Source organism: Pseudomonas extremaustralis (genome assembly GCF_900102035.1).
Taxonomy (GTDB): Bacteria; Pseudomonadota; Gammaproteobacteria; order Pseudomonadales; family Pseudomonadaceae; genus Aquipseudomonas; species Aquipseudomonas extremaustralis.
This window is the reverse complement of sequence record NZ_LT629689.1, coordinates 87,614-103,565: the sequence shown is the minus strand read 5'-3', so window position 1 is coordinate 103,565 and position 15,952 is coordinate 87,614. Positions and strand designations below refer to the sequence as shown.

Genomic DNA, 15,952 nt, shown 5'->3' with positions numbered 1-15,952 from the left:
GGGCGAAAAGCCATCCCAGCTTATGGCTATAGCATCGTTATTGTTACGTGCTTATGACAAAACGATCATTGAATCCATGTGACCTATTGGTTAGAACTCAACACAGGTTGGCGCCGTAACGACGCCGACACTTGGGCTCGCCACGCCGGCAGTGCGCCCACCAACGGCAGAAAAACTCTGCCCGGCCTCAGACGAGACCGAAGGATATCAAGACAGTCAACAAGTGAGGGAAACACCCTATGAGAAGACTTAAGCGTGATCCGTTGGAAAGAGCATTTTTACGCGGATATCAATACGGCGTTCATGGCAAATCCCGTGAGCTTTGCCCATTTACTCTACCGTCGGTACGCCAAGCCTGGATCAACGGCTGGCGAGAAGGACGCGGCGACAACTGGGACGGTATGACAGGCACTGCGGGCATCCACAGACTCAACGAACTTCACGCGGTCGGCTAATCAAGGGCATTCAATTCCGACACCAGCACGAATATAGGTAACGACTTAACCACGCACGCCCTATCCAGGCGGCGGGCTTCGGCCCAGGGGCTCCTTTTGAGGAGCCCTTTTTATTGGCGGCGAATCAGGCCTTGCCTGGCAAAGCCATGATCGCGTCCACCGACTGGCGAATCAGCTCAGGCCCCTTATAGATAAAGCCGGAGTACAACTGCACCAGGCTCGCACCGGCGGCGATCTTCTCGGCCGCATGCTTGCCTTCGGTGATGCCGCCCACCGCAATGATCGGCAAGCGCCCCGCCAGCTCGGCGGCCAGCACCTTGACGACATGGGTACTCTTCTCTCGCACCGGTGCCCCCGACAGGCCGCCGGCCTCATCACCATGGGCCAGGCCTTCGACGCCAACACGACTGAGGGTGGTGTTGGTCGCGATCACCGCGTCCATGCCCGACTCCATCAGGGCCTGGGCCACCAGCACGGTTTCTTCATCAGTCATGTCCGGTGCAATCTTGATCGCCAACGGAACGCGCTTGCCATGGCGCACGGCCAGGTCTTCCTGGCGCTGGCGCAAGGCTTCGAGCAATTGCTTGAGGGAGTCGCCGAACTGCAGGCTGCGCAGGCCCGGGGTGTTGGGCGAGCTGACGTTGACGGTGACGTAGCTGGCGTGGGCGTAGACTTTGTCCAGGCAGATCAGGTAGTCATCGACGGCGCGCTCTACCGGGGTATCGAAGTTCTTGCCGATGTTAATGCCCAGAATCCCTTTGTATTTCGCCGCCTGAACCCGTGACAACAAATGATCGACGCCCAGGTTGTTGAAGCCCATGCGATTGATGATCGCCTCGGCTTCCGGCAGGCGGAAGATGCGGGGCTTGGGATTGCCCGGTTGTGGGCGCGGGGTCACGGTGCCGACTTCAACAAACCCGAAACCCAGTTGCGCAAAGCCATCGATGGCCGCGCCGTTCTTGTCCAGGCCTGCCGCCAGCCCGACCGGGTTGGGGAACTCCAGCCCCATCACCGAAACCGGCATGTTCGCCGGTGCCTTGCATACCAGGCCGTTGAGCCCCAGGCGGCCGCCGGCACCGATCAAGTCCAGGGACAGGTCGTGGGAGGTTTCCGGGGAGAGTTTGAATAACAGCTGGCGGGCCAGGGTATACATGGGCGGGCTAGACTCGGATGGCGGCGAAAGGTGGCGGCGATTATAGCCGGGGTGACGGGGTGCACGCGAGGCGCCCGTCCAAACGTCAGTGGCGCTGCATGACCAGGGCCTCGTAACGCGTCCAGATTTTTTCCGCGTAGCGCCGACGCAGCGCCTCGCGCTGGGGCCCGGAGCCCGCCCCCACGTTGTATGAACCGACCGCTGTCCAGTTGTAGCCAAAACGCTGGATAAATTCCGCGAGAATCGAAGCCCCCACCTCCACCGACAGGCACGGCTCGTTCAACAAGCGCTCCTCGGTGATGCCTTGTTTGAGCAGACGGGGCAAGTGGATGCTGTTGATCTGCATCAAGCCGATATCCCGGGTGCCATTGCGGTTGCCATGATTGATCGCGTCCGCACGAAAACCCGACTCCACATCGGCGATGGCTTGCAGCAATTCAGGCTCGATGTCATAGCGGCGGGCAGTTTCCTCCCAGCAATAGGCCAATGCCTGATTGCCACCCAGCAGTACGCTCAACAACCAGCCCATGCGCCAGCACTTACCCATGGCTGACCCGACCGCAAGCCGAGCACACATGCTCCGTTTGCTCTTCCACCGTCACCGGGCAAGTGAAACGGTACCCTCGACCATAGATCGTCTTGATAAAGCCCTTGTCCGCGCCCAGATATTTGCGCAACGAGTAGATGCAGCGTGTCAGCGACTCCTCGGCGACCTCCCCCTGGGGCCATGCCAGCTCCAGCAAGCGATCCTTGCTCATCAACACACCGCCGGAAGCCAGCAAGAGCCGCAGCACATGCCACTCCTTGGGCGGCAACTGAACATCCGCGCCCTCGCCCGTGAGACGGCCATCGCCATGCAGGGTCCAGCGTGCAAAAACCAGAGCCGCTGTCGTCAGCTCATTACCCACGACAGCCATACATACCTCGGCATCCGACTACTGACATTGAAGTCCTTATTTCCAGTAATGGCGCATGCGCCCATGTCACGACTATAAAAACGCGCCCCACGCTTCGCGCCAGGAAAAAACCCATAGATACAGAGACTTACGAAAGCACTTCGTAGGATATTTCTCTATCTGAGCCCACCAGGCGCCCACTCCGAATACACTTCGTGCAATTCAACCCCCAACCGATCCTCCAGCTGCACCAGTTCGCCCAGGGCAAGCAACTGGCCGTTGACCCGCACCTCCACACAGTGGATAACGTCGGGCGCCAACGGCAGCACCTTTCCCGGTGCAAAAGCCGCCAGGCGCCTGCGACTGACCAATTGTTCCTGTAGAAGAATTTCCAGATGCATGGGTTAACGCCTCATTCACGGTGAGATATCACGATCTGGACGTACAAATGCACGTTGCACGCGCTCGTATTGCGTAGCACTCAAGGGCGCAGGACCGACGCCACCGGCTAAAACCTTTGGCTCGCCCCCCACGGCCCGCGCCTGAATGACAAACAGGCGCACTTGCACCGAACGCCTTGACTCCCCGCTATCTCGTGCAAACGCTCCCAGCCATAAACGCTTGCCCTGCGGCAGACGAACAACACTACCAACCCCAACCCGCCCGACCGCCGAGGGTGTATTGCCCGCCCCCGCCCCACTCATCTGACGGCCATCTTCGACATCCAGGCGCAGTTCGATCTGGTTGGACTCGGTAAAACGCGGCAGCACGCTGACCTGAGTGCCATGACGCACCGGTCTCCAGTCGCCCCGCTCGTTACCGAGTGGGGGCAGGTAGAAAGTGTGGTTGTCCTGGAAAACGGCCGGCACATTCTCCTGGGTGAGAATCACCGGCAAGGTCACCACACTCGCTCGTCGCCGGCGTTCCAGTGCAGTGATGTGCGCCATCAGTCGTTGATCGTCCAGCGGTTCCATGATGCGGGTGGTCGTGGCCTCGCCCTCCTTGTCCGCGTCCAGGCCGATCTTCTTCAGTTCGTCACGGTGCACGTCCACCCACCACAATGAGACCTCGATCGATCGCTTGGGCAAATCCAGCTCCGTCACCAGTTTCTGGATGAAACTCACCTGCGCTGGCTTGCCCTTGATCAGCAGGCTGTTGGTATCGGGGTAGGCGATCACCCCCAGGCTCTTGTCGGCCAACAGGCTTTTATGCTCGCTGGCGAGCAGGGTTTCGATGATTGATGCCATCCCCGGTACCGTGACCGGCCCATCCCGTGTGTCGTACTGGCGATCCGCAACGTGCGTGTTGAGCACCTGAACCACGCCAAAGGCCTGCTGACCGACGCGCAAGTCCGCCCTTTGCCGATCCATCAGCTGGGCCAGGCGCAGCACCCGGTCGACATAGTTCGGTGGGCCAGACACATAGAATGTCCGCTCGCCGCTTTCGCGCAGGGGATAGCGCGACTCATCGAGCCCCGAGCGGCGCATGAGGGCCCGCAGCCGGTCGACGGAAATATGCCGCAAGGCGACCGCCGAGCTTTTGGCCTCGCTGGCGTCATAGAGGTAGAGCACTTGCCCGTCGCCGTACCCGATCAGCCCTTGCTGGAGCACCAGCGCCTCCAGGGTCTGTTGCGGCGCATCGAAATCCAGCACTGCGCTGAGGCGTTTACGGGCCACCGCGCGGCTGACAACGATGGACGTCCCAAGCGGCACCGACAGTGCGGTAAATACCGTATGCAGGCTTTCGTCCTGTGCCTCGTAGGATTCGCCCCGGGCATGCACATTCCCCAGCATCAGCGCGGCAAACAACAGCCAGCGGCAGAGCCGGAGACGGGGCATCGTTAGGGGAAATTCAGCGTACACCGTGGGGCTTCCTGGACGACCTGGCATTGAGAAGCGGCCATACTGAAAGGCAGCCTCGTTTCAATCTTGATGAAAAGTTGACGGCCGCCCCGTGGCATGTGCCTTGCTACGGACTCTGCATCAAAGTGCGCACCAACGGCGGAGCGCGCTTACGGACAAAGGCGTCGTTACCTGCAATGGCTTGCATCGCCATCTGAGGGAACGACGCTTTTTTTTGACAGAAAAGGTAGGTGTTGATGAACGATTCGGATGGCAACAGCCCGATGAACGACCCGCTGGCGTGGGTCAACGGCAGTGATGCCCCGGAAAAGAGCAGCCTCGACCTGGGCTTCATGGCCTTGAGTGATTGCGCCTCGCTGGTGGTGGCCGCCACCCAGGGTTTCGCTCAACCCTATGGCCTGACCCTGAACCTCAAGCGTCAGTCCTCATGGGCCAACCTGCGGGACAAACTGGTCAGCGGCGAACTGGATGCCGCCCACAGCCTGTATGGACTGATCTATGCCGTGCACCTGGGTATTGGCGGCGTGGCGCCCATCGATATGGCAGTGCTGATGGGCCTGAACCAGAACGGCCAGAGCATCAACCTGTCCCACGCCCTGCAACAGCAAGGGGTGGTCACTCCTGAAGCACTGGATCGCCACGTGCACCAAAGCCGAACAAAACTGACCTTCGCCCAGACCTTTCCCACAGGCACTCACGCCATGTGGTTGTATTACTGGCTGGCGAGCCAAGGCATTCATCCTTTACAGGACGTGGAAAGCGTCGTGGTCCCGCCACCGCAAATGGTCGCGCACCTGCAGGCCGGGCGTATCGACGGCTTTTGCGTCGGCGAACCCTGGTCGGCCAGCGCCGTAAAGCAAAACCAAGGCTTTACCCTGGCGACCACCCAGGCAATCTGGCCGAATCATCCGGAAAAAGTGCTCGGCTGCACGCAGGCCTTTGTCGACCAATACCCCAACACCGCCCGCGTATTGGTGATGGCACTGCTGGAGGCCAGTCGCTTTATCGAGCAGAACATCGAAAACCGGCGCTCGACCGCGCAATTGCTCAGTGGTCGCGAGTACCTCGATGCTCCGCTCGACTGTATCGAACCGCGTCTGCTGGGAATCTATGACGACGGCCTGGGTAACCAGTGGCAGGACCCCCACGCCCTGCGTTTTTTTGCCGGTGGCGACGTGAACCTGCCCTACCTCTCCGACGGCATGTGGTTCATGACCCAATTTCGGCGCTGGGGCCTGCTGCGTGAAGATCCCGACTACCTGGGCGTTGCGCGCCAGGTGCAACAACTGGCGCTCTATCGCCAGGCGGCCGATGCGCTGGGCATCAGCAGCAACGACCGGGACATGCGCAGCAGCCAGTTGATCGACGGCAAAATCTGGGACGGCTCGGATCCCGGCGGCTACGCGCGCAGCTTCCGCCTGCACGCCATGGCTGATCACACCAGCCGCCAAGCCTTGCGCTGACAGGAGCCTCCTATGCTGCGAATCCTGTTGATCAACGACACCCCGCGTAAGGTCGGCCGCCTCAGGGCGGCATTGATCGAGGCCGGTTTTGAGGTGATCGATGAATCCGGCCTGATCATCGACCTGCCCGCGCGCGTCGAAACGGTGCGCCCGGATGTGATCCTGATCGATACCGAGTCACCCGGTCGCGATGTGATGGAGCAAGTGGTACTGGTCAGCCGCGACCAGCCGCGACCCATCGTGATGTTCACCGACGAGCACGACCCGAATGTCATGCGCCAGGCGATCAAGTCCGGCGTCAGTGCCTACATTGTCGAAGGCATCCAGGCCCAACGGTTACAACCGATCCTCGATGTCGCCATGGCCCGTTTCGAAAGCGACCAGGCCTTGCGCGCAGAGCTCCAGGCCCGTGATCAGCAGTTGGCCGAACGCAAGCGCATTGAGCTGGCCAAGGGTATGTTGATGAAAATGAAAGCCTGCAACGAAGAAGAGGCCTACACCTTGATGCGCCGCCAAGCCATGAGCCGCCAGCAGAAACTGATCCAGGTGGCGGAGCAGATTATTGCCATGAGTGAGCTGCTCGGCTGATTTGGCTCAGCTCTTGCTAAAGAATCACTACAGGTAACCAACGGCGGTTGCCCCTCCACGACAAAGACGTCGCACACCCGGTTTGCCCTCGCGAACCCGGTGGCGGCGTTTTTTCGTTTTGGCCCCCTGCGTGGGGCCGGTGGGGCAGCCCTAGCCGGCTGTTCCATCACCAAGCCTTTTTACAAGACTCCCAACCGTTGAGGTGCGTGATGAAATCAAGCTTCTGGAAATCCGGGCACACCCCGACCCTGTTTGCCGCGTTCCTGTATTTCGACCTGAGCTTCATGGTCTGGTACCTCCTGGGTCCACTGGCGGTGCAGATTGCTGCCGACCTGCACCTGACCACCCAGCAACGCGGCCTGGTGGTCGCGACGCCGATCCTGGCGGGCGCGGTGCTGCGCTTCCTGATGGGCATGCTGGCCGACAAGTTGTCGCCCAAGACCGCCGGGCTGATCGGCCAGGTGATCGTCATCGCCGCACTGTTCGGTGCCTGGAAACTGGGCATCCACAGTTATGAGCAAGCATTGCTGCTCGGACTCTTCCTTGGCATGGCCGGCGCCTCTTTTGCGGTGGCGCTGCCCCTGGCGTCCCAGTGGTACCCGGCCGAGCACCAGGGCAAGGCCATGGGCATTGCTGGCGCGGGCAACTCGGGCACTGTGTTCGCCGCCTTGCTGGCCCCCGTGCTGGCCGCCGCGTTTGGCTGGAGTAACGTGTTCGGCTTTGCGTTGATTCCACTGGTACTGACCCTGATTATCTTCGCCTGGCTCGCCCGCAATGCCCCCGAGCGGCCGAAAGCCAAGTCCATGGCCGACTACTTCAAGGCCCTGGGCGACCGCGACAGCTGGTGGTTCATGTTTTTCTACAGCGTGACCTTCGGCGGCTTTATTGGCCTGGCCAGCGCCCTGCCCGGTTACTTCAACGACCAGTACGGCCTGAGCCCGGTGACCGCCGGTTACTACACCGCAGCCTGCGTGTTCGGCGGCAGCCTGATGCGTCCCCTGGGCGGCGCGCTGGCCGACCGCTTCGGCGGGATCCGTACCCTGCTGGGCATGTACAGCGTGGCGGCGATCTGCATTGCGGCGGTGGGGTTCAACCTGCCCAGTTCCTATGCGGCATTGGCTCTTTTCGTCTGCACCATGCTTGGCCTGGGGGCCGGTAATGGCGCGGTGTTCCAACTGGTGCCCCAGCGTTTCCGTCGCGAAATCGGCGTGATGACCGGCCTGATCGGCATGGCGGGCGGTATTGGTGGCTTTGCCTTGGCGGCGGGCATGGGTGCGATCAAACAAAGCACCGGCAGCTATCAGATGGCCCTGTGGTTGTTCGCTAGCCTGGGCGTGCTGGCCTGGTTCGGCCTGCACGGCGTCAAACGTCGCTGGAGAACCACCTGGGGTTCGGCCGCCGTGACCGCTGCACGCGTCTGATGAGTCTGCGACTGAGCGTCGCCCAGGCCAGCGCGATCGGCCCACGGGCAGAAAACCAGGATGCCTTGCGCGTGGTCACTCCGGTGGCGGATCTGGCCGCGAGCAAAGGCTACCTGTGCGCCATGGCCGACGGCGTGAGCCAATGCGCCGACGGTGGCCTGGCCGCACGCTCGACCCTGCAGGCCCTGGCCCTGGACTACTACGCCACGCCGCAAACCTGGGGCGTGGCCCAGGCACTGGAGCGCTTGCTGCTGGCGCAGAATCGCTGGCTGCAGGCCAACGGCGGTGGCCAGCCATTGCTGACCACCCTCAGTGCCCTGGTGTTTCGCGGCCAACGCTTCACCCTGGCCCACGTCGGCGATTGCCGGGCGTATCGCTGGCTGGACGGCGAGTTGCTGCGCATCAGCGAAGATCACGTCTGGGAACAACCGGGCATGCAGCATGTGCTCAAGCGTGCCCTTGGCCTGGATCAGCATTTGGTGCTGGATTTTCTCGATGGCCAATTGCGTGAAGGCGAGTGCTTCCTGCTGCTCAGCGATGGCGTGTGGGCCACTTTAGGCGATCACAGCATTCGCGCCATCCTGCGGGAACAATCAGACCTGGATTTGGCGGTCAACACCCTGGTGAATGCCGCGCATCTGGCGGGCAGCCAGGACAATGCCAGCGCGCTGCTGGTACGCGTCGACGCACTTGGCGCGGCCACCCTCGGCGACGCACTGGTGCAATTGCAGCAATGGCCACTGCCGCCGCCCTTGAAATCCGGGCAACACTTCGAGGGCTGGCAAGTGGAAACCATGCTGACGCAAAGCCGACAGTCGTTGCTGTACCGGGTACGCGATGCCCAACAGCAACCCTGGCTGCTGAAAACCCTGCCGGCGAGCCACGACGATGACAGCGACGCCGGCCAGGCTTTGTTGTCCGAGGAGTGGTTCTTGCGCCGCGTGGCTGGGCGCGCATTTCCTGAAGTACATGCCGCCAGTGAGCGCCAGCATTTGTACTACGTGATGCGCGAATATTCCGGCCAGACCCTCGCCGAGCTGTTCGAGCAACAAGGCCCCCTGGCCCTGGCGCAATGGCAGTCCGTGGCCGAGCGCTTGCTGCGAGCGGTAGGTCTGTTGCATCGACGGCAGATCCTGCACCGCGATATCAAACCGGAAAACCTGCTGCTGGGGGACGACGGCGAATTGCGCGTGCTGGATTTCGGCCTGGCGTACTGCCCGGGCCTCTCCGAAGACCGCGTTCACGCGTTGCCCGGCACCCCGAGTTTTATCGCCCCCGAAGCCTTCAATGGCGAGCGTCCGACGCCCCAACAAGATTTGTATAGCGTAGGCGTCACTCTGTATTACCTGCTGACCGGGCACTATCCCTACGGTGAAATCGAAGCCTTCCAACGGCCCAGATTCACCCAACCCGTCAGCGCCAGCCGCTATCGCCCCGACCTGCCGGATTGGTTGCCCCTCAGCCTGGAACGGGCCGTGGCCGCACAGCCGACACAACGCTATGAAACCGCCGAAGAATGGTTACTGGTGCTGGAACAGGCCGACCGGCGGGAACTGAGTATCCGCCCCAGGCCATTGCTGGAGCGCGAACCGTTGAAGGTCTGGCGTACCTTGGCGTTGCTTTCGCTGCTGCTCAATCTGCTGCTCTTGTATTCACTCTTCCATAGCTGACGTCATCTCTATACGAGGGAAACCTATGAACGCAAAAGTCTGGCTGGTGGGCGCAGGCCCCGGCGACCCGGAGTTGTTGACCCTCAAGGCGGTACGAGCAATGAACGAAGCCGATGTGGTGCTGATCGATGACCTGGTCAACCCGGCGGTGCTGGAACACTGCGGCGACGCGCGCGTGATCACCGTGGGTAAACGCGGTGGCTGTCGTTCAACCCCGCAAGACTTTATCCACCGCCTGATGTTGCGTTATGCGCGCCAAGGCAAGTGCGTGGTACGCCTCAAAGGCGGCGACCCGTGTATTTTCGGTCGGGGTGGTGAAGAGGCCGCGTGGCTGCGCGAGCGGGGTGTAGAGGTTGAGTTGGTCAACGGGATTACCGCTGGGCTGGCGGGCGCGACCAACTGCGCGGTTCCACTGACTTTACGTGGTGTCAGCCGTGGCGTGACCCTGGTCACGGCCCATACCCAGGATGACAGCAGCCTTAATTGGCGTGCGCTGGCCGAAGGCCGTACGACGCTGGTGGTGTATATGGGCGTCGCGAAACTGGAAGAGATTGCCCAGCAACTGCTGGAGGCGGGAATGGCTGCGGATATGCCTGTGGCGATGATCGAGAATGCATCGCTGCCCCTGCAGCGCGAATGCCGCAGCGAGCTGTGGCGCATGTATGAGGATGCGCAGGCATTTGCCTTGAAGAGCCCGTCGATCCTGGTGATCGGCCGTGTCGCCGCCGCTGGGCAGGTGGCGTTCATCGAATCGGCGGCCAGCGCCTGAGCCATATTGCGGGCGAAAAAAAGCCCGGCCTAAGCCGGGCTTTTTTCTACCACTCAGTAATTACTGAGCTTGAGCTTCAACCGATGCTTCTACACGACGGTTGATAGCACGACCAGCTTCAGTTGCGTTGTCAGCAACTGGGCGGGATTCGCCGTAACCTACCGAAGTAACGCGGTTAGGTGCTACGCCGTCTTTAACCAGGACTTGCTTGACAGCGTCAGCACGACGCTGGGACAGCTTCTGGTTGTAGGCGTCTGGACCTACGGAGTCAGTGTGACCAGCCACTTCTACGTGGGTAGCTGGGTACTGCTTCATGAAGTCGGCCAGGTTTTTCACGTCGCCGTAGCTGTTAGGCTTAACAACGGCCTTGTCGAAGTCGAACTTAACGTCCAGCTCAACACGAACAACCTGAGCAACTGGAGCTTCTGGCTCTGCAACTGGCTCTGGAGCTGGTGCTGGGGCAGGGGCTGGAGCAACCTTGCCGCCGTTGCCGCCGAAGTTCACGCCCAGACCAACCAAGGCCTGGTAGTCCCACTTGCCGTTGTCCAGCTTGTAGTCAGCTTCAACGCCGCCACGAGCGTACAGGTTGTTAGTGATATACCACTTAACGCCTGCACCAGTGGTCAGGAAGGTCGACTGATCACGACCGGTGTGACCGTCAGCAGCAACGTTGGTCTGGCTGCCGTGAGCAACGCCACCTTCAACGTATGGACGGATCGCGTCACCAACGGTACCGAAGTGGTATTGGCTCTTCAGACCGAACTGATCGCCACGGATCTTCTGATTGCCGGTACCGTCGTTCGAGCGGGTGTGATCCAGCTTGCCGTAGGTAAAGTTCACCGAAACGTCGTCGGTCAGGAAGTAACCGAGCGAAATGCCTGGAACGCGACCGTCTTCGACGTGACTAACGCTGTCGTTGAACTTCTTCGCATAGAACAGCTCGCCTTCAACTGCGCCTTGGCCTTGTGCCAGTGCGCCGAAAGAAGTAGCGGCAATAAGAGAACCAATGGCCAAGCCCAAGGTGTTTTTCAGTTTCATCCGTTAAATCCCCATCTGGTGATTGTAAAGCAGTCCCACAAACCGGGGGACAACTCGGCGGCAAGTCTAACAGAACTTGCCTACACGTAAGAGATATTTGCCACGTACTAAGTTTCAGTCTCGCCCGCAAATTTCTCACGTAATTTATCTAGAGCACGTTTGTAACGCATTTTTGTAGCACTCAAACCCATATGCATGATGTCAGCGATTTCCTGAAATTCCAGCTCTGCGACAAAACGTAGCACCAGAATTTCCCGGTCAATCGGGTTCACATGCACCAACCAGCGATCGAGTCCGCTCTTTTCCTCGGGTGCCGGCACCTTTTCTTCAGATGCCTCCTCAAGGGGGTCCAGACTCAAAGCATCCATCAAGCGACGCTTTCGCCGTTCCTTCCGATACTGCGTGATGCACTCGTTGTACGTGATGCTGTAGAGCCAGGTCTTGAACTTCGATTTACCCTCAAAGTTCTTCAGGCCATACAACACCTTGAGCATCACTTCCTGACAGACATCATCCGCATCTCTATCGTTCCCTAAATACCTTGAACAGACATTGAACAGAGTGCGTTGATATCTGCGCATCAATTCTTCGTACGCGCGAGTGACGTGAAACAGCTCCGTGTGCGAGCGCGCGACCAACTCCTCATCGGAGAGCTCACGGGGGTCATAGCGCGTAGACAGCGTTTGGGCTTTATTCAAAACAAGTCGTGCCGACAGTCAGGTCAATGTCCGCCACAGCCCGGTCACCCAGGCTCGCGGCGGCGTACATTAGCAGGGTTTGCCGGATTAGCGGCTACTGACCTGCTGCTCCAGGAGAATCCGATTGGACAGCGACACCAGGTCGCCGTCATCGGTCAGCACTGTCGTCTTGACTGTACCGATCTCCTCGATTTGCCCTTCGACCTCGCCCACACGCACCTGCTGCCCAACCTGATACAACTCGCGCACATAGATTCCCGCAAGAATCTGACCGGCAATTTCCCGGCTACCCAAGCCCATGGCCAACGCAACGGCCAGACCAACGGTAATCAAAACGATCACAATCACATGGTTGAGCAGGTCGGTCTTGACCTCCAACTGGCTGATCGCGACCGAAATACTGATGATGATCACCAGCCCCTGGGCGATTCGCCCGAGCCCGGCAGCATAGTCCAGCCCCACGCCTTCGGCGGCGCCACGCACTAAACCATTGGCCAGTTGCGCCAGCAAAACGCCTACCAACAGCACCAGTGCGCCGCCGAAAACCTTCGGCAAATACAGCGCTAGCATGTCAAGCGTAGCTGAAACTCGCTCAAGTCCAAGGGACTGCGCGGCGGAAACCAGAAAAATCAGCAATACAAACCAATAGACGATCTTGCCAATCAACGTGGAGATCGGCACTTGCAGCCCGGCACGGCCGAGCAGTTTGGTCAGGCCGGTGCCTGCCATCAAGCGGTCGAGGCCGAGTTTGGCGAGCAATTTGGACAGCAGGGTGTCGAGCAGCTTGGCCACGACAAAACCCAGCAGCACCAGTACCAGGGCACCAAACAGGTTGGGAATGAAATTCGCCACCTTGGTCCACAATGCGGTCATCGCGGTGACCAGGCTCTGGGTCCAGAGATCAAGTTCCATATTCATTCAGCCTTATCAGCAGTACGCGCAAGAGATTTACGACGGGAAACCGGCGATACGTGGGCCGAACCGTTGTTCAGGGCCATCATCAACGCTGGTAGCCATCGACCGAGCAGACCGAACAGATCACCCGCCCCTACCTGACGGTTGGCGGTTTTCAACACGCGGCCCAGACAGGCATCGTCGTCACGGTTGGACGGCGAGGCATTGAGCATGTCACGTAAAGACTGTTCGAACGGATCGTGCATATAGACCTCTCGCAAGTGTTTTAAAAGACGAGGGTAAATTTCCTGAGGTCACATAGACCCCTTCCTACGTTCAGGTCATATTCAGCTCAAACCCAGCGCAATCGTCGAAATAGCCACCATTGTCCGAGTGCAACCGACACCATCAACAGACACGCAATCACGAATCCGTAGGGGCTGGCAGAGAACGGTATGCCCCCCACGTTGATGCCCAGCAAGCCGGTCAGAAAACTCATCGGCAGGAAGATTCCGGTGATGATCCCGAAGCGGTACATGGTGCGGTTCATGCGCACGCTCAAGCGTCGGTCTTCAGCTTCAAGTACAAGCCCCACGCGCTCCCGGGTCAATTCGAGCTCTTCCAGGTAGCGGGTCAGGCTGTTGTTCAATTCGTTCCAGTAGTCGGCATCGTCGTCACAGAACCACGCCAATTTGATCCGCGTGAGCTGACCAAAAATATCCCGCTGCGGTGCCAAAAACCGCTTGAGTCCGGCCGCCCGGCGACGAATCTGCAAAATACTGCCATGCTCCGGCGTATACCGTTCGTCGGTATCGAGTTTTTCTTCCTCGGCATCGACGATTTCAGACAGGTCAGTGACCAGATCCTGCACTTTGAGGGTCAGGTACTGCGCCATATACAGGATGAGTTCCGAGGCGGTTTTCGGCCCTTTGCCATCAGCCAACTGCACCAGCAGCTCATCGGTGGCGCGCAGCGGTCGCAAACGCAGGGAAATCACACGGCGGGCAGCGGCGAAGATGCGCACCGAGACCATGTCTTCGGGCTCGGCCCCCGGGTTGAGGTTGACGCCACGCAGGAACAGCAGCAACTCGGATTCCGGCAATGACAGCAGGCGCGGACGGGTGTTCTCCTCCAGCAACAAGTCACAGGCGAATTCGCTCAAACCACTGGCTTTGCGCAACCATGTCTGGGTTTGCGGATGGCTGCGATCCCAGTGCAGCCACAGGCTTTCCTGGGGCTGCAGCTGCAAGTCGTCGAGCTCAGTCCGGGCAATCGAACGCGCACCGCCTTTACCATCCAGCACCAGGGCATGTACCAGCCCCCATTGCGCGTTTTCTTCCTCGAACATCCTTACCCCTGTGGCTATTGCGGTTTATTCAGGCATTTTCAGCGGGCTTGGCGAGACAATCACACCGTTATTGTCGGCATAGATGTATTCACCCGGGCGGAACGTCACGCCGGCAAAGGTGACTGCCACGTTGAGGTCGCCGATACCGCGCTTGTCGGTCTTCATGGGGTGGCTGGCCAGGGCCTGCACCCCCAGATCGGTCTGGGCAATCACGTCGACATCACGGATGCAGCCATAGATCACCAGCCCTTCCCAACCGTTTCTCGCGGCTTTCTCAGCGATCATGTCACCCAGCAGGGCGCGACGCAGGGAACCACCACCGTCGACTACCAGCACCTTGCCGGCCCCAGGCTGGTCCGCCTGTTCCTTGACCAGGGAGTTATCTTCGAAGCATTTGATGGTGACGATCTCGCCACCAAAGGAGTCTCGGCCGCCGAAATTACTGAACATCGGCTCGACCACCTGCACCAGGTCCGGGTAGGCGTCGCACAGATCGGGAGTCACGTAATGATTCATTGAATAATTCCTTTCCGTCAAAGAGATGTCTTTCGAAAGAAGCGCCGGCCCAAGCAGGTGCGAAACATCCCATCCGTTTCGCCGCAACGCAATAGCCACTGCACGACTGAATATGACCAGAAGCATTTAACGCGTCATATCTTAGCCGCAACCATCCGCGAGCGAAACGCCCTTGGTAGAGCTCCGCGTCAAACTGTGGCCGCCCCTTCGGCCGGCGCACCCTGCAAAGGTGTCAGTGAATCTTTCAACCATCGCGCCACCAGTGGCCACACTTCAGCTTGCGCGGCTTTGCTGACCAACATTTCCACATGCCCGAAATCGTCGGTAAAGCCTTGCTGGCGTCCCAGGCAGAGATACTGGCGGTGCTCGGAACCGATTTGCTCGAACAGCTTGCGGCAAGCCCAGTCGGGGTCTTGCTGATCCCCGGCGGCGCTGACCGCCAACAGCGGCAGATCGACTTCCGCCAGGCCCTTCCACCAATCCTGCTTGCCCTCGCCGAAGCGACCGAACAGGCCATTCCAGCGCATGGCTTCGATCATCACGCCTGCCGGCTCATCCTCCGGACCGCGCTTGAACCGCGCGCCGGATACCTGACCTAACCGCTTCAAGAGCAATCGACCGGTCCACTCCACCAGTGGGATTTTCAACGGCCAGTGGGTGCGGCTGACCTGGCAGCCAAAGAGTGCCACTGAAGCCACTGCCGGTGCGCCAAGGTGCTTGCCACCCAGGGCTGCCGCCAAGGTAGTGCCGCCCAGGGAATGACCAATCCAATGGGGAACCTGCGCGCTTTGCTCACGCACAAATGCACCGATGGCCGGCAAATCGTAGCGGGCATAGTCGGCGACGCGATTTCTGGCGTAGTCGTGATTGCGCTTGGACAGGCCATGCCCCCGCATTTCCGGGACCCAGACATCGAACCCTTGGCGCGCCAGGAAAGCCCCCAGGCCGATGCCCTTGGGCGAGTACCAAAAACGTCGATTGGAGAAACTGCCATGCAACAAAATGACCGGCACGCCCCGGCTTTGCGGGGCATCGGCCAGGCCCAAACGGGTAAGCGCCAGCTCGACCGTGCCGTCCGGGCTATTACCGGGCTTGAGGCGGTACACATCTTCACTCAGGTCGCCACGACGTTCAGCGCTGATCAGGGCGACGGGAAACAGATTGCTGCTGCTTTGCATAAT

General features: G+C 60.0%; 18 protein-coding genes. 6 read left to right on the top strand and 12 right to left on the bottom strand.

Annotated elements, in window-relative coordinates; genetic code table 11:
• Positions 1-239 precede the first annotated feature (239 nt).
• Entirely contained in the window at positions 240-455 is a 216-nt protein-coding gene (rmf, locus tag BLR63_RS00510) for a ribosome modulation factor (protein WP_002553055.1), read from the top strand.
• Between the two features lie 124 nt (positions 456-579).
• On the opposite strand, the gene BLR63_RS00505 is transcribed toward rmf, so the two are convergent.
• The 5 genes from BLR63_RS00505 to sctC all read right to left on the bottom strand — a co-directional run bounded on the left by BLR63_RS00505 (position 580) and on the right by sctC (position 4,342).
• A complete protein-coding gene (locus tag BLR63_RS00505) occupies positions 580-1,608 on the bottom strand; it encodes a quinone-dependent dihydroorotate dehydrogenase (RefSeq protein WP_010563834.1) in 1,029 nt (342 codons plus the stop codon).
• 85 nt (positions 1,609-1,693) lie between these two features.
• Positions 1,694-2,155 carry a transglycosylase SLT domain-containing protein gene (locus BLR63_RS00500; RefSeq protein WP_042946557.1) on the bottom strand — a complete coding sequence of 154 codons (462 nt, stop codon included), beginning with the start codon at positions 2,153-2,155 and terminating at the stop codon, positions 1,694-1,696.
• Positions 2,148-2,525, bottom strand: a complete 378-nt coding sequence (locus BLR63_RS00495) for a winged helix-turn-helix domain-containing protein (RefSeq protein WP_010563832.1) — start codon at positions 2,523-2,525, stop codon at positions 2,148-2,150. The genes BLR63_RS00500 and BLR63_RS00495 overlap by 8 nt, the downstream gene beginning before the upstream one ends.
• Positions 2,526-2,680: 155 nt before the next feature.
• Positions 2,681-2,905 carry a FliM/FliN family flagellar motor switch protein gene (locus BLR63_RS00490; protein ID WP_010563831.1) on the bottom strand — a complete coding sequence of 75 codons (225 nt, stop codon included), beginning with the start codon at positions 2,903-2,905 and terminating at the stop codon, positions 2,681-2,683.
• Between the two features lie 15 nt (positions 2,906-2,920).
• Positions 2,921-4,342, bottom strand: coding sequence for a type III secretion system outer membrane ring subunit SctC (gene sctC, locus BLR63_RS00485; protein WP_010563830.1), 1,422 nt, complete (start codon positions 4,340-4,342; stop codon positions 2,921-2,923).
• A 260-nt stretch (positions 4,343-4,602) separates the two neighbouring features.
• On the opposite strand from sctC, the gene BLR63_RS00480 reads away from it, so the two are divergent.
• The 5 genes from BLR63_RS00480 to cobA all read left to right on the top strand — a co-directional run bounded on the left by BLR63_RS00480 (position 4,603) and on the right by cobA (position 10,277).
• A complete protein-coding gene (locus BLR63_RS00480) occupies positions 4,603-5,829 on the top strand; it encodes a CmpA/NrtA family ABC transporter substrate-binding protein (protein ID WP_010563829.1) in 1,227 nt (408 codons plus the stop codon).
• Positions 5,830-5,841: 12 nt separating this feature from the next.
• Positions 5,842-6,417, top strand: a complete 576-nt coding sequence (locus BLR63_RS00475; RefSeq protein ID WP_010563828.1) for an ANTAR domain-containing response regulator — start codon at positions 5,842-5,844, stop codon at positions 6,415-6,417.
• A 209-nt stretch (positions 6,418-6,626) separates the two neighbouring features.
• Complete coding sequence (locus BLR63_RS00470) at positions 6,627-7,838, top strand: nitrate/nitrite transporter (RefSeq protein ID WP_010563827.1); 1,212 nt, start codon at positions 6,627-6,629, stop codon at positions 7,836-7,838.
• The gene (locus tag BLR63_RS00465) at positions 7,838-9,508 is read left to right on the top strand and encodes a bifunctional protein-serine/threonine kinase/phosphatase (protein WP_010563826.1); all 1,671 of its coding nucleotides are present in this window, start codon (positions 7,838-7,840) and stop codon (positions 9,506-9,508) included. Before BLR63_RS00470 ends, BLR63_RS00465 begins: the two co-directional genes overlap by 1 nt.
• Before the next feature lie 25 nt (positions 9,509-9,533).
• Entirely contained in the window at positions 9,534-10,277 is a 744-nt protein-coding gene (gene cobA / locus BLR63_RS00460) for a uroporphyrinogen-III C-methyltransferase (protein WP_010563825.1), read from the top strand.
• A gap of 60 nt (positions 10,278-10,337) precedes the next feature.
• On the opposite strand, the gene BLR63_RS00455 is transcribed toward cobA, so the two are convergent.
• The 7 genes from BLR63_RS00455 to BLR63_RS00425 form a co-directional block, all read right to left on the bottom strand.
• Positions 10,338-11,315, bottom strand: a complete 978-nt coding sequence (locus BLR63_RS00455) for an OmpA family protein (RefSeq protein ID WP_010563824.1) — start codon at positions 11,313-11,315, stop codon at positions 10,338-10,340.
• 107 nt (positions 11,316-11,422) lie between these two features.
• Positions 11,423-12,013, bottom strand: coding sequence for an RNA polymerase sigma factor SigX (gene sigX, locus BLR63_RS00450; protein WP_010563823.1), 591 nt, complete (start codon positions 12,011-12,013; stop codon positions 11,423-11,425).
• An 87-nt stretch (positions 12,014-12,100) separates the two neighbouring features.
• Positions 12,101-12,925, bottom strand: a complete 825-nt coding sequence (locus BLR63_RS00445) for a mechanosensitive ion channel family protein (protein ID WP_003175519.1) — start codon at positions 12,923-12,925, stop codon at positions 12,101-12,103.
• A gap of 2 nt (positions 12,926-12,927) precedes the next feature.
• The gene (locus BLR63_RS00440; RefSeq protein WP_010563822.1) at positions 12,928-13,173 is read right to left on the bottom strand and encodes a hypothetical protein; all 246 of its coding nucleotides are present in this window, start codon (positions 13,171-13,173) and stop codon (positions 12,928-12,930) included.
• A gap of 86 nt (positions 13,174-13,259) precedes the next feature.
• Positions 13,260-14,255, bottom strand: a complete 996-nt coding sequence (locus BLR63_RS00435) for a zinc transporter ZntB (protein ID WP_010563821.1) — start codon at positions 14,253-14,255, stop codon at positions 13,260-13,262.
• 24 nt (positions 14,256-14,279) lie between these two features.
• A complete protein-coding gene (rraA, locus tag BLR63_RS00430) occupies positions 14,280-14,771 on the bottom strand; it encodes a ribonuclease E activity regulator RraA (protein WP_010563820.1) in 492 nt (163 codons plus the stop codon).
• Positions 14,772-14,959: 188 nt separating this feature from the next.
• Entirely contained in the window at positions 14,960-15,949 is a 990-nt protein-coding gene (locus tag BLR63_RS00425) for an alpha/beta fold hydrolase (protein WP_010563819.1), read from the bottom strand.
• Between the last annotated feature and the right edge of the window lie 3 nt (positions 15,950-15,952).